The sequence below is a fragment of the Ahrensia marina genome, assembly GCF_001293565.1.
GTDB classification, from domain to species: Bacteria; Pseudomonadota; Alphaproteobacteria; order Rhizobiales; family Rhizobiaceae; genus Ahrensia; species Ahrensia marina.
The window spans coordinates 67,498-87,184 of the sequence record NZ_JXMU01000001.1; the positions used below are offsets into that span (position 1 = coordinate 67,498).

Consider the following 19,687-nt stretch of genomic DNA (forward strand, 5'->3'; position numbering starts at 1 on the left):
TTATTCAATAGCCGGAGGGCACCATGAACGAACAGAACATGGACGGTCGTGACGTTGTTATTACCGGTATTGGAATGGTTTCGGCATTGGGCGTGGGCGCACAGCAAAACTGGGACAATCTTTCAGTAGGTGCCGCGCCGGTTTTTGATAGCGAGAAATTCGCGCCCTATACCGTGCATCCGCTGCCCGAAATCGACTGGGCAGAGCAGATATCCAAGCGCGACCAGCGCCAAATGGAGGCCTGGCAGCGCATTGGTACCTACACGGCCGGTTTGGCATTGGATGATGCCGGACTAAAAGACAAACAAGAATTCACATCGACAATGGATATGATTGTTGCTGCGGCAGGCGGTGAACGTGATGTTGATGTCGATACAATGATCCTTGCTGAAGCAGGAGGCGACGCCTCGGACGCTGCGACTGTGGTTAATGAGAAACTCACCACAGAATTGCGCCCCACCCTATTTCTTGCACAGCTTTCCAACCTCTTGGCCGGCAATATTTCCATCGTGCACAAAGTTACCGGCTCATCACGTACCTTTATGGGTGAGGAAGGCGCTGGCATTTCTGCGGTCCTGACCGCTGCGGCACGTATCCGCGCGGGTCAAAGCACACATGTTCTTGTCGGTGCGTCCTTTAACACTGAACATCCGGATATGTTGCTTGGGTATGAAATCGGGCACCACTTGAAGCGTGATGGCTGGACCTCTGTCTGGCACCGTCAGGACAGTGAAGGCGGCGGCATTATAACCGGTTCCGGTGGCACATTTCTTGTTCTAGAAGCACGCAGCCATGCCGAAGCGCGCGGCGCGCGCATATATGCGACCTTGGAAAGTGTTGAAGCTGATCAAGGCAATAACGACCAAACAGCCACCGGCGAGCGTTTGGGAAAAATTAGCGCCGCGACAAAGCTAGGCGATGCAAATTACATCATTTCTGCTGCCTCCGGCGCCAAGGAACGCACGGAAATTGAAAAAGAATTTCTAAATTCAGCACTTAAAGCGGTGCCGGTGCGTGGTGTCGCATCAGCCGTTGGCCATATGCGTGAAGTACAGTTCCCGTTCGCTGTCGCATTGGCAGCATTAAGTTTGCATCATGAAAAACCAGTCGAGCAAATGGACAGCCGGTTTGAGGTTGGCATAACCGACAAACCGGAGCGTGTAGGCGTATTAAGTCTCGGATATGAGGATGCGGAAGGCGCAGCATTATTAACACCTGCGAACGGAGGCAAAGTATAATGTCAAAGTTCACCGATCAAAGTGGCCGCCCGATTATTGCCATTACCGGCGCAGGCGTCGTTTCATCCCTTGGCCGGGGTAAAAAGGACAATTGGGATAAGCTGACCGGCGGCGAGTCCGGCATTCACAAGATTACCCGTTTTCCTCAAGACCATCTGCGCACAACAATCGCCGGAACTGTCGATTTCATGACGGCTCCCGAAGAAGGTTCCGCCGCGCTGACCTATGCGTTGGCTGAAGCGGCCGCCCTTGAGGCGATTGAGGAAGCAGATATTTCTGCAACTGACTTTGGCGGCCAATTGTGTCTGGCGGCACCACCCGTCGAACTTGAATGGCAGCACCGTTTTCAATTAAACGCCGAAGGCGCGGACCTTACGCCTGCGATGCAAAGCTATGACCGGCTGTTGCTAGCGGCAAGGTCAAACCAGCATCCTTCGTTTTCTCCCTCTGTGAAATTTGCTGCGACAGCACGCCGCCTTCAAGATCGTATCGGCGCGCGTGGACTGCCTGTCACCTTGTCGACAGCATGCGCTTCCGGCGCAACAGCCATTCAAATGGGCGTGGAAGCTCTTCGCCGCGGTGAAAGCGAGCGCGCAATCGCCATTGGAACAGACGGTTCGGTCACAGCCGAAGCGCTTATTCGCTTTTCATTGCTTTCAGCGCTCTCCACGCAAAATGAAGAACCGCACAAAGCATCCAAGCCGTTCTCCAAAGACCGTGACGGTTTTGTCATGGCAGAAGGCGCTGGCGCGCTGGTACTGGAAACGCTAGAAGCGGCGACAGCCCGGGGCGCGACAATTCTGGGCGTTCTGGAAGGCTGCGGCGAATGTGCCGATGATTTCCACCGCACGCGTTCAAAGCCGGATGGATCACCGGCGATCGCAGCCGTTCGCGCAGCATTGGAAGATGCGGGCGTAACACCGGAAGAGATTAATTATATCAATGCACACGGCACTTCCACACCCGAAAATGACAAAATGGAATGCATGTCTCTAATGTCCATATTCGGTGAAAAATTGGGTGGCACGCCGATATCGTCAAACAAATCCATGATTGGCCATACATTGACAGCAGCCGGCGCAATTGAAGCCGTATTTTCACTGCTGACAATTCGAAATGGCGTCATTCCGCCAACCATCAATCATGTCAATCCTGACCCTGCTCTTGAAATTGATGCGGTTCCAAATGAAAAGCGTGAAGCGGACGTTCGGCGCGTGTTATCAAATTCATTTGGCTTTGGTGGGCAAAATGCCTGCCTTGTCATTGGACGCGAACCCGCTTAGAGCCTTTCGTCAAACGAAAATAACATATAGGTGGCCCATGCACGCGCTACAGCTTGTCGAAGATCGTAAACTCGAGCTTGTTGAAGTTCCCGAACCCGATGCACCGGGCTTGGGGGAAGTTCAATTGCGTATTAAAGCTGTCGCACTCAATCATATTGACGTGTGGGGTTGGCGCGGTATGGCTTTTGCGAAACGCAAACTACCGCTAACTGTTGGCGCGGAAGCGTCCGCTATTGTTGAATCTGTTGGTCCGGGCGTATCAAACCTTTTGCCGGGACAGCTTGTTTCAATCTTTGGCGCACGCACATGCGGTCTTTGCCGCGCATGCAAAGAAGGCCGGGACAATCATTGTGAAAATGTCGGCGGGGTTCACGGCTTTCACTTAGACGGATTTGCACAGGAGCTGGTGAATATGCCCGCGCGCAATCTTGTCCCCGCCCCTCCCGGTGTTGATGAAATCGGCGCTGCTGTTTCACCTATTACATTTGGTACAGTCGAGCACATGTTGTTTGACAATGCGAAGCTGGAGCCGGGCGAGACTATTCTTATTCACGCCGGCGGTTCCGGCATTGGGTCAGCTGCCATCCAGCTTGCTAAAAAGATGGGCTGCACGGTAATCACAACCGTTGGATCAGATGCAAAAATAGAGCCCGCTAAAGCGCTTGGAGCTGACCACGTCATCAATTACCGCGAAGACCGCTTTGAAGGCGTTGTGCGCAAACTCACAAAGAAAAAAGGCGTTGATGTTGTCTTTGAACATGTCGGTGCCGATACTTGGGCAGGCTCCATGCTTTGTATGAAGCGCGGCGGCAGACTGGTCACTTGCGGTTCGACATCCGGCGTTTCCACCTCAATGAACCTTATGATGCTGTTTCAACAGCAATTGCGTCTTATTGGCTCATTCGGCTGCAATATGCGCAATATGGAAGACGCGATGCAGAAGATGGCACGCGGCATTGTGCATCCCGTGGTTGATACAGAAGCGGGCTTTGACGATATAGGCAAAGCACTTGAGCGTATGGAAACCCGTGATGTATTCGGCAAGATCATTCTGCGCGTTTCCTGATAAGTGTCATGAGTTGGAAAGTCCGGATATTCAAAGCAAAGACGAAGCTAAAACGCGTTCGTTATTGGTTTGAAGCAAAGATCTCATTTGCAGTTTTGGCGACATTGCGCCTATTGCCAATGAAATCAGCAATGACTGTCAATGCAAAAATGTTTCAGTTTCTCGGACCATTTTTGCCACGACACAAAATGGTTGTTAAAAACCTTTCTCTGGCTTTTCCCGAAAAGAGCAAATCAGAAATAGACAGGCTGGCGCGCGGCATGTGGCGCAATATGGGACGTCTGGTTTCCGAATATATTTTTCTCGACAAGCTTTTCGATTATGATCCGGAAAGTGATCAACCCGGCCTAGTGGAAGTTGAAGGCGAAGATATTTTCCGCCGCCTCAACAGCGAAGGAAAACCTTGCATATTCTTTACTGGACATGTGGGAAATTTCGAACTCCTGCCAATTTGCGCGGCAACCTACGGCCTTGATGTCACCGCATTGTTCAGGCCCCCCAACAACCCCTATATTGCCGACCGGCTACTGGCTTCGCGGACGACCGAGATGGGCCATCTTGTTCCTTCTAAAGCAGGCGCAGCATGGGGGCTTGCCCGTGCGCTCGACAATGGCGGTTCAGTCGGCGTTCTTGTCGATCAGAAGTTTGGACGCGGTATTGTTAGTGAATTTTTCGGCCGTCCTGTCCGCACCAATCCCCTGCTGCCTAAACTCGCACGGCAGTTTAACGTACCTGTTTATCCTGCACGGTGCATTCGCCTTCCAGGCGGACGTTTCCGGTTAATTCTAGAGGACGAACTGGTACTGCCGCGCGATGAGAACAACGAAATCGACATCGCCCGTTCAGCGCAATTGCTGAACGATGTTGTTGAGCGCTGGGTGCGCGAAACACCCGAACAGTGGATGTGGCTTCACCGGCGTTGGATTGATAACGAATAGTTATAATCCAAATAGTCCGCTTGTTTCACGTGCCCTAAACGTGAACTTAAGTTCTTAGTGCCTGATCACCACACGCATATTACGCGGCCCGATCTGACGCGTCAGATTGTAAAGCCGTTTTGCATTTGAGGTTTTCAGACGAATACAGCCATGCGATGCAACCCGTCCCAAACGGCTGACATAATTTGTGCCGTGAATTGCATAACCACCGCGGAAAAAGATCGAATATGGCATCGGCGAGTTATTATATTTGCGCGAATACCACATTTTATGCATTCGTTTTGGACTGTAAGTGCCGTGCGGGGTTCTATACCCTTTTCTGCCGGTTGATACTTTCCAGCGATGCATGGTTTTGCCGTTCTTTTTCACTGTCATGGTTTGGCTTGAGATATCAACATAAGCAACCAGCTTGGCTGCCCATGACATATTGACACTCGATAGAAATACCGCGACCGATAGCGCAATTGCGCCCCAAAACTTGCCCATTAGCCTCTCCTTAAACCTAGCCCTCCGCCGATAACGCTACGTCAGCTTTTAAAAGCGGTCAAAAGAAAACTGGACTAATCGTTAACGTGTGTTTTGTTTCACGTAATTTAACTTGCGCAATTTCAAGCATGAGGCACTATGCTTTTATGCTGGAGCAACTAACGAAATGCATCAATGATTCCCGCGACGACCTGCTCGCGCTGACACAGGATTTGGTACGCTTTCCAACCATCAATCCACCAGGCGACGCCTACCGGCCTTGCGTCGAATATATTGCAAAACGCCTGCAACGCTCAGGCTTTCAATGCGAGTTTTTCACTGCTGTCGATTATCCCGGCCATACGGATAAATATCCGCGTATCAATGTCATCGGGAGGCGCGAAGGTAAGCGGCCGGGGAAAACGATACATTTCAACTCCCACATCGATGTCGTTCCGGCAGGACATGGCTGGACGTTTGATCCTTTTGGCGCTGCCATACATGACGGCAAAATTTTTGGCCGCGGCACCTGCGACATGAAAGGCGGTCTGGCCACATCAATCATTGCGGCAGAAGCCTATATAAGATGCTTTCCTGATTATGCTGGGGTCATAGAAATTTCCGGCACGGTGGACGAGGAATCCGGCGGATTTGGCGGTGTCGCCTATCTGGCTGAAAAAGGCCTTTTCTCAAAACCACGCGTTGATCATGTCATTATTCCGGAGCCTCTAAACAAAGACCGTATCTGCCTCGGGCATCGCGGCGTTTGGTGGGCCGAAATTGAAACGCATGGCCATGTTGCCCATGGTTCAATGCCGTTTCTGGGTGATTGCGCTGTCCGTCATATGGGCGCGGTGATGGAAAGTTTTGAAAAAGAGCTTTTTCCGGCACTTGCAGCAAAACAGACCCAAATGCCGGTTGTGCCCGAAGGTGCGCGCAAATCGACGATGAACATTAACGGCATTCGTGGCGGGCAAACAGACGACTTTACCGGACTGCCCTCGCCCAATGTACCCGATAGCTGCAAGATGACCATCGACCGGCGTTATTTACTGGAAGAAAATGTAGAGGACGTGCGAAGCGAAGTCGTCAATATTCTGGACCAGTTGAAAGTGAGCCGGCCCAAATTTGACTATTCATTGCGTGAACTCTGGTCGGTTGAACCTACAATGACGGACCGCGATGCACCTGTCGTGCAAGCAGTCGCAGATGCCATCCGCGCGGAATTCGGAAAAGAACCCGATTTCGTAATTTCACCGGGCACTTATGATCAAAAACATATTGCGCGCATTGGCCATCTGCATGACTGCATCGCCTATGGTCCGGGCGTTCTCGACCTCGCACACCAGCCAGATGAATGGATCAGCATCGACGACATGGTTCAATCCGCAAAAGTTATGGCCAATGCCATCCATATTTTACTGTCGGAGCGGCATTGACCGAACAGGTTTAAAATGCTGCCGCGACAAGCGCATAGACCAGCAAGCCGACAACCGCAAAGCCTGCATGGAACGTGCAAAGTGTCATGAATGGCAAATCTTTAGGCCCGAAATGTGCTTTTGAAGCGATTGTAGGCGCCAATACCAGCCATAAGAATGCAATAATCCATCCCGCCGGCAATCCAATTAGGAACGGTACCGGTATCATAAATATAATTGACCAGACATGTTTAGCCCAATTGCCTGCAACGGCTTTTACCGGTACGCCTTTTAGAGCGTTTGCAACAAATGCTGTCGCAACGCACCCCGCGATACCGCCGAGAATAATGGCGAGCCACACGACTGGTACTGAATAAGCTGTAAGCATAATTTCCCCCTGTTTCTAAAGCTAAGTTCTAATCATAACGCGATAATGCGTGTTCAGTTGCACAAAAGTGGGATTTCCTATCGATAAATGCACTCTAGTCTTTTCAAACACCTGCCTTCCTGCTTAACTTCGCAAAATTAATTGGGGAGCTTTCATGACTATTCGTCCTATTATACTCGGTGGATTAGCCGCTATCCTGTTCTCATCATCAGCACTTGCAGCCCGTATGGATTTGACCATCGGCATGGTACTGGAACCGCCGGGCCTTGACCCGACAGCAGAAGCCGCAGCGGCCGTTGACGAAGTGGTTTATGCCAATGTTTTTGAGGGTCTGACCCGTATTGGCCCTGAAGGCGCAGTAAAGCCTGCACTTGCTAAAAACTGGACAATTTCCGACGATGGTCTGACTTATACATTTGAATTGCGCGAAGGCGCGAAATTCCATGATGGAACGTCGTTCGATGCTTCGGATGTGGTATTCTCGCTTGATCGTGCGCGCGCTGAAGACTCCACAAACGCCCAAAAAGCGCTCTTTTCGGCGATTGAAAAGGTGGAAGCAACCGGAGACACAACCGTCGTTGTAACCCTGTCAGAACCTTCCGGTGCATTTTTGTACAATATGGGTTGGGGCGATGCTGTCATCGTCGCGCCGGAAAGCGCCGACACCAACAAGGAAAATCCGGTTGGTACAGGACCTTTCAAGCTTGATAACTGGCAGCGCGGTTCGGCTATTACGCTAACGCGCAACGCTGATTACTGGGGCGATCAGGCAAAACTCGACACAGTAACTTTCCGCTTCATTCCTGATCCTGCTGCGGCGACTGCCGCACTTTTGGCTGGCGACGTTCAGGCATTTCCAAATCTACCGGCTCCTGAAGCGATTGCGCAATTTGAAGCAGATCCACGCTTTACCGTGGTCATCGGTTCCACTGAGGGAGAAACCATCCTCTCCACCAATAACAAAAAACCGCCTTTTGACGATGTGAATGTCCGCCGCGCTATGGCACATGCCATTGATCGTCAGGCAATTATTGACGGTGCAATGTTTGGCCTCGGCACACCCATCGGCACGCATTTTGCGCCCCATAACCCTGCTTATGTTGAATTGTCAGAAACCTATGAATTCAATCCGGAAAAAGCCAAAGCGCTTCTTGCAGAAGCAGGTTTTGAAGGCGGGATAAAAGCCACTCTTAAATTACCGCCACCTTCTTACGCGCGTCGCGGCGGCGAAATCATCGCTTCGCAATTGCGTGATGTCGGCATCGATCTGGAGATCATTCCACTGGAATGGGGCCAGTGGCTGGAACAGGTGTTCAAGGGCAAGGATTTTGACCTGACCATCGTGTCCCATACCGAGCCCAATGATATCGATATCTATGCCCGTGATGATTACTACTTCCAGTACGAAAACCCTGATTTTAAAGCGCTCATCGATAAGCTGAATGTCACGGCAGATGAAGAAGAACGCTTTGCGCTATACCGTCAGGCACAACAAATCATCACCGATGATGCTGTAAACGTTTATCTTTTCCAGCTGGCAAAGAACGGCGTATGGGACGCTAAACTCAACGGCTTGTGGGAAAATTCGCCTGTGCAGGCGAATGACGTCACCGGCGTTAGCTGGTCAGAGTAATCCTGTTTGTTTGATTAGGGCGCGGCGGCACTGCGCCCTTTCAACAAATAAGTTGTTTCATCCGCACTGGATTGACCATGGCTTACTTCATTGTGCGCAGAATGATGATCGTCTTGCTGACACTATGGGTAGCGAGCATCATCATATTTGCCATGTTGCAAATCATTCCGGGCGACCCCGCACAGCTTATGCTTGGCATTAATGCGACCGACGATGCCGTTGCAGCCCTTCGTGAGCAACTTGGCCTGAATGCACCTCTGTTTGAACGCTACATTAACTGGATGAGCGGTATGCTGATTGGTGATTTCGGTTACTCATACACCTATGGCACAGCTGTCGGCAATCTGATTGCAGAACGCATTACAGTGTCCCTGCCGCTGGCTTTAATCGCATTGGCATTATCGACTTTGATTGCGATTCCGGTTGGCATTTTCACCGCATCACGACGCGGCACAGCAACAGATACATCGGCAATGGCCATCACCCAGATAGGGATAGCGATTCCCAATTTTTGGTTCGCGATTTTATTGGTTTATGTATTTGCCATAACACTGCGCCTTGTACCCGCAGGTGGTTTTCCCGGCTGGGAAACAGGGCTTTGGCCGGCACTAAAATCGCTTTTATTACCGGCAATAGCCCTTGCTTTGCCGCAGGCTGCAATCCTGTCACGTGTAACCCGGTCAGCACTACTCGAAACCATGGCCGAGGATTACATCAGAACCGCACGGGCAAAAGGTTTACCGGCAAGACGCGTCCTCTGGCACCACGCACTGCGCAATGCATTTATTCCTGTTTTGACGATTTTGGGGTTACAATTTGCATTTTTGCTGGCCGGAACAATCATTATCGAAAATGTATTCTACCTGCCGGGATTAGGACGGTTGATTTTTCAATCCATCCAGCGCCTTGATCTCATGGTTGTTCAATCGGTTGTCGTGCTGCTTGTAGCATCCGTCATTTTCATCAATTTTCTTGTCGATCTGGCCTATGCCTGGGCCGATCCGCGCCTGAGGCGGCAAGGATAATGAGTGAGCATGTAAACAATACAGAGACGGAAGGGTGGCGCACATTCCGGAAAAACGCGCTGCGCAACAGAAACTTTCTGATCGGTATTTGCCTAACCGGATTTGTTCTCGCAATCGCGCTGATATCCTTTATCTGGACACCTTTTGATACGACAAAACTGGTCATCAGTGACCGCCTGAATGCGCCGGACCTGACTCACCTTCTTGGCACGGATCATTTTGGCCGTGACATATTATCCATGGTTATGGTGGGCGCTCGTAATTCCATCGCTGTCGCGCTTCTTGCGGTGGGTATCGGCATTGCGATCGGTGTTCCGCTTGGGTGCTGGGGCGCAGCAAAGCGCGGCTTCATTGATGAAATCCTGATGCGTTCATCCGATATTATTTTTGCCTTTCCGGCACTTTTATCCGCCGTCATGATCACCGCTATTTTTGGCCCAAGCGCCACAAATGCGATCATAGCGATCGGTATTTTCAATATTCCTGTCTTTGCGCGTGTTGCGCGCGGTGCGGCCCTTACCATCTGGTCACGCGAATATATTTTGGCAGCGCGCGCGTCAGGAAAAGGTGCGGTACGTATTACTCGCGAACATATCTTGCCCAACATCACCAATATTCTAGTGGTTCAGGGCACAATCCAATTCTCTCTTGGTATTCTGGCAGAGGCCGGCTTGTCCTATGTCGGCCTGGGCACACAGCCGCCCGATGTATCCTGGGGCCGTATGCTTAATGAAGCACAAACGATGATGGCGATCGCCCCTCATATGGCCATTATTCCCGGTATCGCGATTATTGTAACAGTGCTTGGCCTGAACCTGCTCGGTGACGGATTGCGCGACCTACTTGATCCAAGATTACGGCGGGAGCGCTGATATGAGCCCCCCTATTCTTAATATCAAAGATCTGAGCCTCACGATTGGTGAGACCAAAATTCTGCATGATATTGACTTGCAGCTGGAGCACGGCCAAATCGCTGGGATTGTCGGCGAAAGCGGTTCCGGCAAGTCACTGACCGCGCTTTCAGTGATGCAGCTTTTACCCAATGCCTCACGAACTGGCGGCACAATAGAGTTTAATGGGCAAAATCTTCTGACACTTGATGAGAACGCGATGTGCGCATTGCGCGGCAATGAAATCGGCATGGTATTCCAGGAGCCGATGACAGCGCTCAATCCTGTCAAAACGATCGGTGAACAGATCAGAGAAGGCATACGCTGGCACACGAATGCATCGCGTGCACAAGCCGAAGAACGTGCCCGCTCTATGCTAGACCGCGTTGGCTTGCCTCCATCGCAGTACCCGTTGGAGCGATACCCGCACGAATTATCCGGTGGACAGCGCCAACGCGTTGTGATTGCAATTGCGACTGCATTAAACCCGAAGATTCTTATCGCGGACGAGCCCACCACCGCGCTGGATGTTGTGCTGCAAGCCCAAATACTGGACCTGTTAAAAGAGCTGGTTGCCGACAATGATATGGCGCTCATTCTAATCAGCCATGATCTGGGTGTTGTTGCCGATGTGGCCGATACGATTACCATCATGCGTAAGGGAGTGGTTGAAGAGGCAGGTTCGGCCGTCAAAGTTCTCAAAGAACAAAAACATCCTTATACAGCACAGCTTGCTGAAGCGTCGATCCACATGCCGGCGTGGCAAAACCGAAAAAAACCGGCCTCGCCCGAACCACTATTAGAAGTCAGCAATTTAAGCAAAATCTATCGTGGCCGCAGAACAGGCGTATTTTCACATGCACCGGACTTTACTGCCGTAGACGATGTATCGTTTGATATTGCGGCCGGGCGCTCAATCGGATTGGTCGGCCGGTCCGGTTGCGGCAAATCCACCCTCGCCCGAATGGTTCTAGGTCTCAGCAAGCCCAGCAATGGAAAAATCCTTTTCGACAATAAAACAACAACAGCCCTTGATGACACTACCATGCGCGCCAGCCGCCGCCATATGCAGGTCGTGTTTCAGGATCCCTACGGTTCGTTCAATCCAAGAAAAACGGTGGAATGGCTTGTTGCGGAACCTCTTTTTCTTGAAGATGAAAAGCTGACGAGGCATCAAAAACAGGAGCGCATCGCAGCGGCGCTTAATGAGGTCGGCCTAAGCGCCGACGCGATGAAAAAATACCCGCATGAATTTTCCGGCGGCCAGCGCCAACGTATCGCTATCGCACGCGCGCTGATAACACGGCCTAAGCTGATTGTGGCGGATGAGCCGGTTTCCGCACTTGATGTGTCTATTCGGGCACAGGTTCTGGATCTGCTTGCAAAACTCAATGATGATCTGGGGATCGCGTTTCTTTTTATTACCCACGATCTCAGCGTCGCCCGTGCAATAACCCATGAAGTTATGGTTATGGATAAAGGAAAAATAGTTGAACGGGGTCAGACAGGCGACATTTTGGATAACCCGCAAATGCGACCAACTCAGCGTCTCGTCGAGGCAACACCCGATTTACAGCAAGCCATAAAGCGTCGCTCAACGGCCAAATAACCAGCCAATTAGTACAATAGAAGCTAAGATCAGAGTGCCGATAAGCATTGCGCGCCAGTAAATGCTGATGGCCCGCTCAATATCGGATGCCGAAGCGTTTCTGTTACCGCGATCATTCATAAAGGGCTCGTCAACAACATCACCTGCATAAATACGCGGGCCGCCGAGCGCCAAGCCGGAAACGCCAGCCATCGCACTTTCCGGCCATCCGGCATTGGGAGAACGGTGCAATGATGCATCGCGCAGCATTACTGTCAGATTTTGGCGCCACTGTGCAGGCTTGGATGCAAGAACAATCAATGCACCCGTCAAACGCGCAGGAACATAATTCGAAAGATCATCAAGCTTTGCCGATGCACGGCCAAAGTCGCGGTATTTATCGTTCAAATGCCCAATCATGGAATCGGCCGTGTTGAGCATCTTGTAGGCAAACAATCCAGGCAAACCAAAAATCACATACCAGAATGCCGGTGCGACAACGCCGTCTGACGCATTTTCAGCCAGGCTTTCGATTGCAGCACGGCAAACCGCCGCCTCGTCCAAGGTTTCGGGATTGCGCCCGACAATCATTGAAACAGCAGCGCGCCCACCTTTTAAGCCATCCTCGCGCAAACCTGAAGCAACCAGCCCGACATGCGCTGCAAGACTTTTTTGCGCCAGAAAAATAGCGACAATGACAGTCTCTAAAACAAGGCCCAAAATGCCCAAGCGCAGCAAATACACCGATATGATCCATCCGCAAATAATAGACATGATCATCAGCGAACCGATGACAACGAAGCCGCGCTTTTCCTTATCCAATGACCGCAAGTGAGAGTGATTATAACGCGTATCCGCCCACGATATCGCGGCACCGAAGGCAACAACCGGATGCGGTATTTTTTGCCATAGCCAATCAGGATCGCCAATAAAACGATCAAGGATAAGCGCCAAAAGCAGGATCAGAAATGTAGACGTTCCCAATATCATTTCAGACCCGCGCCAACCTTAACTCGCCTGCTTTATTGCTGTTTCCAGACGGGCAAAGTCTTCATCTGTGCGCGGAAATCCAAACCGTATCCAGTCCGGTGCATAGTCAAACTCCCGCACGAGAATATGATTCTGCGCCAATACCTTGGCAACATGACTTGAATCAGCACGCGAAGCGGTCACAAACAGGTCCGTCGCCCCTTCAATGGCAAACCCATACTGACCAAGCATCGTTTCAACTTGCTTGCGTTTGGCTTCTAAAGCCAGTCGCGTATCATCAATCCAGACCTGATCGCCCATCGCTTTTACGCCGACAAAAAGCGCTGGCCCAGACACCGCCCAAGGACCAAGTGATGAGCGCAGAGCGTCAATTTGATTTTGCGCACCAATCGCAAAGCCAAGACGCAAACCGGCAAGCCCGAAAAATTTGCCAAATGATTTTAAAACCAGCACCCCTGCCGTTTTTGTCTGGCTAACAACAGAACAAGCCGGAACCGTATCAGCAAATGCTTCATCGACAATAATTTGCGCGCCATTCGCAGCTGCTTGCCTGATTTTATCGGCGTCAGCACTGCGCCCGTCTGGATTATTCAGATTACCGACAACAATGGTTCTAGATGCGCTAACTGCCGCGTCGAAGTCATAAACTTTATGCACATGTGAGCCAGCCTCCGCATAACAACGTTCATACTCGTTATAGGTCGGTGATATAATCGCAATGTCGGGCGAAGGCAGCAAAGCAGGTAAGCGTTGGATAATCGCTTGTGTGCCTGGTGCAGCCACAATCCCCGCATCTTCGGGCACATCGTAATATTTTCGAGCGACTTCCAAGCATGCATTGAGAAGGCTGTCATCCGGTAAACGGTGCCAGATATCTTCCGGCATATCAGGAATAGGGTAAGGCGTGGGGTTTATCCCTGTTGAAAGGTCAAGCCAGTCAGCTTTCTTCCCGCCATAAAGCGATATTGCGCGGTCGATTCCGCCGCCATGCTGCACCTTCGTCATTACGCAGCCCGATCAATCACATGACAATAGGAACCGGCAACAGAGCCAATGCGCAAACCGGCTTCTCCCAAATCATTATCAAGCGCATCGCGCGCCGCAAAAAGTGGATCGCCAACGCCGCGTGTAACTTCTGTCGAATAATGAAATTCATGCCCTTTGAGTTCATACGGCCAGGGTGAGCCATCAAGCGGTTTAAGTTTGCGGTACCCAAGATGGCGTTTGCGCGTTTCAAAACTGGTTTTTAATGGCAAAAGACCAAGCATGTCGTGGCTTTTCCCCTCACCGTCAACAAGCGCTTCTCCAAGCACCATATAGCCACCGCATTCGCCGTAAATCAAAACCTTGCGGTCGGCTGCATTACGCATGGCACGCTTGAAATGCTTTGTAGCGGCGATTTTGCCTGCATATAGCTCCGGGTAACCGCCTGGCAAAAAGATAGCGTCAGCCTCGCGTGCCGGCCCTTCATCAGCCAAGGGTGAAAAATACGAAATCTCCGCACCGGCCAAACGCCACCCTTGCACCATATGCGGATAGCAAAAGGCAAAGGCATCATCGACAGCAATCGCAATGTGCTGCCCAAGCGGTGTTAAAAATTTCGGCCGCGCAATCGAGATAAGTTGCGCATCAAGTGATGTGAGCGCTTTCATATCAAGACTGCGCTCCATAATCTCGCCCGCCGTGGTCAGAAAGTTTTCCAGGCTCTCATGTTCGCGCGCCTGCACCAAGCCCAAATGACGGCTTGGTAAAGCCAGTTCCGGATTTTGCATCACGACACCGATGATCGGTATGTCGAGCAGCTCCAGCGCAGCGCGCAACATTTGTTCGTGCCGCGCACTGCCCACACGGTTTAATACGATACCCGCAAAACGAAGCGACGGTCGGTAGTTCAAATATCCCGAGACAAGCGCGGAGATAGATTGCGCCATACGTGCGCAATCAACAACAAACACAATCGGCAGTCCTAACTGTTCTGCAAGGTCCGCTGCACTGCCGGTGCCGTCCGCCGCACCGTCAAAAAGCCCCATCATCGCCTCGACAACCAGCAAACGGTTTTCGCCATGCTGATGGGCAAGATCATCGACAAGATCAGACCGCATTGCCCATGGATCAAGATTGAAACAAAGCGCGCCGCTGGCAAAGGCATGAAATGCCGGATCAATATAGTCCGGCCCCGCTTTAGCCGGTGAAACATCAACGCCCGAATTTCGCAGTGCCCGTAGCAGACCAAGTGTGACTGTGGTTTTACCGGAGCCTGAATGCGGCGCGGCGATCATGAAGCCGTTCATGCGCTTTCGCCTTTTGAACGCACACCAAGTGGGTCCGGTACAAGTGAATGCCCGTCTTTAAGGGCGCTATACCAATCAAGCCCTTTACGAAGGCGGACAACCTCACCAACAATAACAATCGCAGGCGGCTTGAGACCGGAGGCTTCCACATCTTTTGCAGCATCGCCAAGCGTTGTCTCCAAAACACTCTGCTTGTCGGTCGATGCATCACACACAAAGGCAACAGGCTCATCCACCGGCCGGCCTTCAGCGATCAGGCGCTTTGCAATCGTATCTATATGTTTCATCGCCATATACATCACGATGACCTTGGAGCCGCGTGCGACACCGGCCCAATCAATCGCATCGGGCATAATGCCTGTCGCGTCATGACCCGTTAGAAACGTGACATTATGGTTGGTATCGCGGTGCGTTACCGGAATACCTGCATAGGCCAGACCGCCAATACCCGCCGTGATGCCCGGCACAATACGAAATGGAATACTATGTTCAACAAGTGTCAACGCTTCTTCGCCGCCACGCCCGAAGACAAACGGATCACCACCTTTAAGACGCAATACGCGTTTTCCTGCTTGTGCATACTCAACAAGTTTGAGTGAAATATCGCGTTGCTTCGGGGAAGGTTTGCCGCCCCGTTTTCCCGCATATTCCAATTGCGCATCGCTTGACGCGAGTTTCAAGCACTCCTCATTGACCAAAGCGTCATAGATAACCACATCCGCTTGGCTTAGTGCATTGGCAGCGTGCAATGTTAAAAGCCCCGGATCACCCGGCCCGGCCCCCACAAGCCAGACATGCCCTGCCTCAAAATTAGGCAGACGATCACGCAAAGCATCACTTATATTGGCTTGTAACGACATCGTTTAAAACACCTTTCGGTAAGCCTCGCAGCAGACTATAAAACGCTTATGAACAATATGCCACAAGCAGATGAACCGGATGCCGGTTTACGAAAACCGGGTGGTCCTTTGCGACGCGGATGGACAACAGGCGCTTGCGCAACCGCTGCAACCAAAGCCGCGTTGACTGCTTTGCTAACCGGTAAGTTTCCTGATCCGGTTTCAATCACATTGCCGAAAGGCGAACAACCGGCTTTTGCGCTTGCGAAGGAAAATCTTGGGGTAAACTTTGCAGAAGCGGCGATTGTGAAAGATGCCGGTGATGATCCCGACATAACCCACGGCGCGATGATCTGCGTCAGGGTCGAATCATCTGATGAAGGTGTGATATTTGCCGCAGGCGAAGGCGTTGGGACAGTTACCTTGGAAGGCCTTCCCTTGCCGGTCGGACAGGCATCCATAAATCCTGTGCCAAGAAAATTGATGACGGATGTCGTGCAGGAATTATGCGCGCAGCACAATGTTTCACCGGACTTTAAAATTACGGTTTCCATACCCGGCGGAGAGGCGCTCGCACAAAAGACATGGAACCCGCGTCTTGGCATCAAAGGCGGACTTTCCATTTTAGGAACAACCGGAATCGTTCACCCGTTTTCATGTTCATCGTGGATACATTCAATCCACCGCGGCATCGATGTCGCGCGGGCGGCAGGCATCAATCATGTGCTTGGCGCAACCGGTTCAACATCCGAAGATGCAGCCGTTAAAATTTACGGATTTGAAACAATTGCACAGCTAGACATGGGAGACTTTGCAGGCGGCTTGCTAAAATATTTACGCGAGCACCCGATTGAAAAAATCACCATCGCCGGCGGCTTTGCAAAAATGGTCAAGCTTGCTCAAGGCGCTGTTGATCTTCATTCCGCGCGCAGTCAGGTCGACATGAATTTTCTGGCCGTACTGACTGAAAAAACCGCTGCCCAGCCCCACTTGAATCAAAACTTTAAAGACCGGATTCTAAATGCAAACACTGCCGCGCAAGTGCTTGAATTGACTCGCGCAAATGGCATTGACCTAACAGCGCCAATTGCAGAACGCGCGCGCAAAACAGCGCTGGACGTCTTGCGCGGTGCGCCGGTCGATCTGGAAATTATGATCGTCGACCGCAAAGGAAATGTGCTTCACCAAACCGGATTCTCGCGCCCATGAATCAGGTGATTTTAATCTTAGGCGGCACAAAGGAAGCCGCTGAATTGGCTGAAAAACTTGTGGCCGAATTACCGGTCGCGCGCATTATTTCATCGCTTGCCGGACGAACAAAAGAACCGTCCCCTTTAGCTGGCGAAGTGCGCATTGGCGGCTTTGGCGGCCCGGATGGCTTGGCCCGATTTTTAATCCAGAATGAAGTCACACGCTTTATCGACGCTACCCATCCGTTTGCAAAAACCATTTCGGCAAATGCCAAAATTGCGGCGAAGAAAACCGGCTTAGATTTGGAAATTAGAACCCGTCAGCCTTGGCAAAAACATACGGGCGATCTTTGGATTGAAGTGACATCACTGGAAGAAGCACGCAAGGAAATCCCCGCCGGAGCGCGCGTTCTTTTGGCGCTTGGCAGTCAGTATATTGATATTTTTAATACAGTAGATCACGCACATTTCATAGTACGCATGGTCGACGAACCATCAACGCCGCTGCCCTTGCCACACCACACAATGATTATTGGAAAACCCGGAAATCTTGGCGAGGAAACGGCAATCTTAAAGCAGTTTTCGATCACGCATATCCTTTGCCGTAACTCGGGCGGACAAGGCGCATATGCCAAGATTGAGGCAGCGCGCGCCTTGAAAATTCCTGTCATTATTGTTGAGCAAAGTGTTTAGTTTAGCGCTGAGATATCCATCGCTTTAGGCCACATAACCCGATAACCAAAATCTACTTTCGCTGTCGCACCGGCTTCCATATTTATATCCCAGTGTAAAATCCCGCGCTTGCCATCGACATCTTCTTTTGTTGGCTTGCTTGATCCGGCCAGCATCGAAACCTTTATGTCCTCATGATTGGCAACGGGCAGCCGGTCAACGACAGTAACCTCCATCGGAAAGTTATGCAGGTTTTTGATCGTCGTCACAGCTCTGCGCTCATCCGTACGTGATGCGGATATAAGGCCGGTCTCGCCCTCTTTCTTATCGGTTTCGACAAATTCAACCGTCACAAAATCATCCTGACCAAAGCTCAAATCATAGGTATCATTGGGCGCCAGCATCGGCATTTGGCCGCGCCCAATATAAGCGCCATCGCGCAAAAGCAGCACCGGTCCGGGCAAATAGCTCGCATCGCCCTTAAGTGTGAAACCGGCGATCAAATAAGCTGCGGCATCCAAACGCGGCACCGCTAAGGCGCTGACATCAACCGCGAAACTATCTTCGCCCATAACGACAGACTTTGTCTCGCCCGTATTGGAAACCGTCACTTTGCCCGCAATAGCAAAGGTCGCCTGATAGCCGCCTGTTTCCATAACCGCCACTTGTTGCGCCATATCATTCATCGGGGCAACCGCGGCCAATTCTTCTGCTTCCACGCCATCGGCATAAGATGAGCGAACGCCCTGCTCTAAAGCCTGAACCTTGGACGCACTGCGCGGCATCGGTCTTATCTGGCTAATTTCATAAGGCGAAAGTTCAGGTGCTGCTGTGCGGGTCGAAGGACGGGCCGTAGACAGGGTCAAGGCAACATTATCCCAGCTTTCCGTTGATGACTGGCGTACATTGGCACGGCGCACAATCTCCATTTTGGGGTCAGCCCCATCACCCAATGTCAGTTCAGCATCATAAATTGCCTGCCAACCTGCGTCATCAATCGCGTATTTGATTTTGAGCACAGCCTGCCCAGCATCTTTTGCGTCCAGATTGATCGCCACAACAGAGCGTAGCTCTTCATTGGGCGCTAATTGCCCGATCTGGTTTTGCAAATCCTGAATCTGGCGTTCGATATCACGCTGGTTCGCGCGCGCATCAATAGTGCGTTGGGCATAGGCATTAAGTCGCTCGGCCGCTCCATCAAGCAAGTCGGCAACTTCTAACGCCGAAAGGCTGTTGCCTGCGCCTCCTTGATTGGGCTTACCGGCATTTGCAATAAGATTTTGCAGCATATGGCGCTGCAAATCCGTATCGGCAACCACCTGCTCAAGCCGCATTCGCTCATCATTCAGTGCTTCAATTTGTAGCTCTAATTTGAGCCGGTCTTCAGGGTTTTTATCGCGCGAAAGATAAACCTGCCGCACATCGACAGAACCTATGGAGATATCGCCATCGCTCATGCCTTCCACCCGCACGCTGTCGGCTGAAATATTGGCAGGCAGACTTTCAATCAGAACGGTGTGCGTGCCCTGTGCCATCTCACCGCTCGCGACACGCTCAACCTCCGCGCCACGCGGAAAAACAGTCACCGAATCCACTTTGGATGAAAACTTAAACTCATCGGCAAATGCCGAACCAAGCACAGTTGTCGAAAGCAAAATTGCCAATGATAATGTTTTCATGGAAAACCCCTCCAGTTTTGTAACTGTAAGTTTCATTCCGTGAAAACTTGGTCTGAATTAGACCGGTTTGTGACCATTACAGGGCCAATAAAGG

At 51.3% G+C, this 19,687-nt stretch carries 18 protein-coding genes; 11 read left to right on the plus strand and 7 right to left on the minus strand.

Annotated elements, in window-relative coordinates:
• The first annotated feature begins 23 nt into the window (after positions 1 to 23).
• The 4 genes from SU32_RS00310 to SU32_RS00325 are packed head-to-tail and all read left to right on the plus strand — an operon-like array spanning position 24 to position 4,525.
• Positions 24 to 1,238, plus strand: coding sequence for a beta-ketoacyl-ACP synthase (locus SU32_RS00310; RefSeq protein WP_082376280.1), 1,215 nt, complete (start codon positions 24 to 26; stop codon positions 1,236 to 1,238).
• Positions 1,238 to 2,521, plus strand: a complete 1,284-nt coding sequence (locus tag SU32_RS00315; protein WP_053997325.1) for a beta-ketoacyl-ACP synthase — start codon at positions 1,238 to 1,240, stop codon at positions 2,519 to 2,521. Before SU32_RS00310 ends, SU32_RS00315 begins: the two co-directional genes overlap by 1 nt.
• A gap of 37 nt (positions 2,522 to 2,558) precedes the next feature.
• Positions 2,559 to 3,587, plus strand: a complete 1,029-nt coding sequence (locus SU32_RS00320) for a zinc-binding dehydrogenase (RefSeq protein ID WP_053997326.1) — start codon at positions 2,559 to 2,561, stop codon at positions 3,585 to 3,587.
• Positions 3,588 to 3,595: 8 nt separating this feature from the next.
• Positions 3,596 to 4,525 carry a lipid A biosynthesis lauroyl acyltransferase gene (locus tag SU32_RS00325; protein ID WP_053997327.1) on the plus strand — a complete coding sequence of 310 codons (930 nt, stop codon included), beginning with the start codon at positions 3,596 to 3,598 and terminating at the stop codon, positions 4,523 to 4,525.
• Positions 4,526 to 4,579: 54 nt separating this feature from the next.
• Here SU32_RS00325 and SU32_RS00330 read toward each other — a convergent pair whose 3' ends face one another.
• A complete protein-coding gene (locus SU32_RS00330; RefSeq protein WP_053997328.1) occupies positions 4,580 to 5,011 on the minus strand; it encodes a L,D-transpeptidase in 432 nt (143 codons plus the stop codon).
• Positions 5,012 to 5,157: 146 nt separating this feature from the next.
• Here SU32_RS00330 and SU32_RS00335 point away from each other — a divergent pair, with 146 nt between their 5' ends.
• Positions 5,158 to 6,429: an acetylornithine deacetylase/succinyl-diaminopimelate desuccinylase family protein gene (locus SU32_RS00335; protein WP_053997546.1), complete on the plus strand. Its 1,272-nt coding sequence runs from the start codon at positions 5,158 to 5,160 to the stop codon at positions 6,427 to 6,429.
• Between the two features lie 10 nt (positions 6,430 to 6,439).
• Here SU32_RS00335 and SU32_RS00340 read toward each other — a convergent pair whose 3' ends face one another.
• A complete protein-coding gene (locus SU32_RS00340; RefSeq protein ID WP_053997329.1) occupies positions 6,440 to 6,796 on the minus strand; it encodes a hypothetical protein in 357 nt (118 codons plus the stop codon).
• A 154-nt stretch (positions 6,797 to 6,950) separates the two neighbouring features.
• On the opposite strand from SU32_RS00340, the gene SU32_RS00345 reads away from it, so the two are divergent.
• From SU32_RS00345 to SU32_RS00360, 4 genes are all read left to right on the plus strand, one after another.
• Positions 6,951 to 8,429, plus strand: a complete 1,479-nt coding sequence (locus tag SU32_RS00345; protein WP_053997330.1) for an ABC transporter substrate-binding protein — start codon at positions 6,951 to 6,953, stop codon at positions 8,427 to 8,429.
• Positions 8,430 to 8,506: 77 nt separating this feature from the next.
• Positions 8,507 to 9,454 carry an ABC transporter permease gene (locus tag SU32_RS00350; RefSeq protein ID WP_053997331.1) on the plus strand — a complete coding sequence of 316 codons (948 nt, stop codon included), beginning with the start codon at positions 8,507 to 8,509 and terminating at the stop codon, positions 9,452 to 9,454.
• Positions 9,454 to 10,326: an ABC transporter permease gene (locus SU32_RS00355; protein WP_053997332.1), complete on the plus strand. Its 873-nt coding sequence runs from the start codon at positions 9,454 to 9,456 to the stop codon at positions 10,324 to 10,326. The genes SU32_RS00350 and SU32_RS00355 overlap by 1 nt, the downstream gene beginning before the upstream one ends.
• 1 nt (position 10,327) lies before the next feature.
• A complete protein-coding gene (locus tag SU32_RS00360; RefSeq protein WP_053997333.1) occupies positions 10,328 to 11,953 on the plus strand; it encodes an ABC transporter ATP-binding protein in 1,626 nt (541 codons plus the stop codon).
• Here the strand turns inward: SU32_RS00360 and cbiB are convergent.
• Genes cbiB through cobA form a run of 4 tightly spaced genes read right to left on the minus strand, consistent with a single transcriptional unit; the run spans position 11,939 to position 16,073 of the window.
• Positions 11,939 to 12,922, minus strand: coding sequence for an adenosylcobinamide-phosphate synthase CbiB (gene cbiB, locus SU32_RS00365; protein ID WP_053997334.1), 984 nt, complete (start codon positions 12,920 to 12,922; stop codon positions 11,939 to 11,941). The two genes, SU32_RS00360 and cbiB, sit on opposite strands and share 15 nt — an antisense overlap.
• A gap of 18 nt (positions 12,923 to 12,940) precedes the next feature.
• A complete protein-coding gene (gene cobD, locus SU32_RS00370) occupies positions 12,941 to 13,927 on the minus strand; it encodes a threonine-phosphate decarboxylase CobD (RefSeq protein WP_053997335.1) in 987 nt (328 codons plus the stop codon).
• The gene (locus tag SU32_RS00375; RefSeq protein WP_053997336.1) at positions 13,927 to 15,213 is read right to left on the minus strand and encodes a cobyrinic acid a,c-diamide synthase CobB; all 1,287 of its coding nucleotides are present in this window, start codon (positions 15,211 to 15,213) and stop codon (positions 13,927 to 13,929) included. The genes cobD and SU32_RS00375 overlap by 1 nt, the downstream gene beginning before the upstream one ends.
• Positions 15,210 to 16,073, minus strand: a complete 864-nt coding sequence (gene cobA, locus SU32_RS00380) for a uroporphyrinogen-III C-methyltransferase (RefSeq protein WP_053997337.1) — start codon at positions 16,071 to 16,073, stop codon at positions 15,210 to 15,212. The genes SU32_RS00375 and cobA overlap by 4 nt, the downstream gene beginning before the upstream one ends.
• 57 nt (positions 16,074 to 16,130) lie before the next feature.
• Between cobA and SU32_RS00385 the strand changes: the two genes are divergently transcribed.
• Positions 16,131 to 17,261 (plus strand): cobalt-precorrin-5B (C(1))-methyltransferase, encoded by a 1,131-nt coding sequence (locus tag SU32_RS00385; protein ID WP_053997547.1) that lies wholly within the window; start codon positions 16,131 to 16,133, stop codon positions 17,259 to 17,261.
• Positions 17,258 to 17,935: a cobalt-precorrin-6A reductase gene (locus SU32_RS00390; protein WP_053997338.1), complete on the plus strand. Its 678-nt coding sequence runs from the start codon at positions 17,258 to 17,260 to the stop codon at positions 17,933 to 17,935. The genes SU32_RS00385 and SU32_RS00390 overlap by 4 nt, the downstream gene beginning before the upstream one ends.
• Here the strand turns inward: SU32_RS00390 and SU32_RS00395 are convergent.
• Positions 17,932 to 19,593 (minus strand): DUF4139 domain-containing protein, encoded by a 1,662-nt coding sequence (locus SU32_RS00395; protein WP_053997339.1) that lies wholly within the window; start codon positions 19,591 to 19,593, stop codon positions 17,932 to 17,934. The two genes, SU32_RS00390 and SU32_RS00395, sit on opposite strands and share 4 nt — an antisense overlap.
• Positions 19,594 to 19,687: the final 94 nt, after the last annotated feature.

Bases quoted from the DNA above. Each gene is read 5' to 3' on its own strand.
- SU32_RS00310 (WP_082376280.1), top strand. From the start codon at position 24: ATGAACGAACAGAACATGGACGGTCGTGACGTTGTTATTACCGGTATT.
- SU32_RS00315 (WP_053997325.1), top strand. From the start codon at position 1,238: ATGTCAAAGTTCACCGATCAAAGTGGCCGCCCGATTATTGCCATTACC.
- SU32_RS00320 (WP_053997326.1), top strand. From the start codon at position 2,559: ATGCACGCGCTACAGCTTGTCGAAGATCGTAAACTCGAGCTTGTTGAA.
- SU32_RS00325 (WP_053997327.1), top strand. From the start codon at position 3,596: ATGAGTTGGAAAGTCCGGATATTCAAAGCAAAGACGAAGCTAAAACGC.
- SU32_RS00330 (WP_053997328.1), bottom strand. From the start codon at position 5,011: ATGGGCAAGTTTTGGGGCGCAATTGCGCTATCGGTCGCGGTATTTCTA.
- SU32_RS00335 (WP_053997546.1), top strand. From the start codon at position 5,158: ATGCTGGAGCAACTAACGAAATGCATCAATGATTCCCGCGACGACCTG.
- SU32_RS00340 (WP_053997329.1), bottom strand. From the start codon at position 6,796: ATGCTTACAGCTTATTCAGTACCAGTCGTGTGGCTCGCCATTATTCTC.
- SU32_RS00345 (WP_053997330.1), top strand. From the start codon at position 6,951: ATGACTATTCGTCCTATTATACTCGGTGGATTAGCCGCTATCCTGTTC.
- SU32_RS00350 (WP_053997331.1), top strand. From the start codon at position 8,507: ATGGCTTACTTCATTGTGCGCAGAATGATGATCGTCTTGCTGACACTA.
- SU32_RS00355 (WP_053997332.1), top strand. From the start codon at position 9,454: ATGAGTGAGCATGTAAACAATACAGAGACGGAAGGGTGGCGCACATTC.
- SU32_RS00360 (WP_053997333.1), top strand. From the start codon at position 10,328: ATGAGCCCCCCTATTCTTAATATCAAAGATCTGAGCCTCACGATTGGT.
- cbiB (WP_053997334.1), bottom strand. From the start codon at position 12,922: ATGATATTGGGAACGTCTACATTTCTGATCCTGCTTTTGGCGCTTATC.
- cobD (WP_053997335.1), bottom strand. From the start codon at position 13,927: ATGACGAAGGTGCAGCATGGCGGCGGAATCGACCGCGCAATATCGCTT.
- SU32_RS00375 (WP_053997336.1), bottom strand. From the start codon at position 15,213: ATGAACGGCTTCATGATCGCCGCGCCGCATTCAGGCTCCGGTAAAACC.
- cobA (WP_053997337.1), bottom strand. From the start codon at position 16,073: ATGTCGTTACAAGCCAATATAAGTGATGCTTTGCGTGATCGTCTGCCT.
- SU32_RS00385 (WP_053997547.1), top strand. From the start codon at position 16,131: ATGCCACAAGCAGATGAACCGGATGCCGGTTTACGAAAACCGGGTGGT.
- SU32_RS00390 (WP_053997338.1), top strand. From the start codon at position 17,258: ATGAATCAGGTGATTTTAATCTTAGGCGGCACAAAGGAAGCCGCTGAA.
- SU32_RS00395 (WP_053997339.1), bottom strand. From the start codon at position 19,593: ATGAAAACATTATCATTGGCAATTTTGCTTTCGACAACTGTGCTTGGT.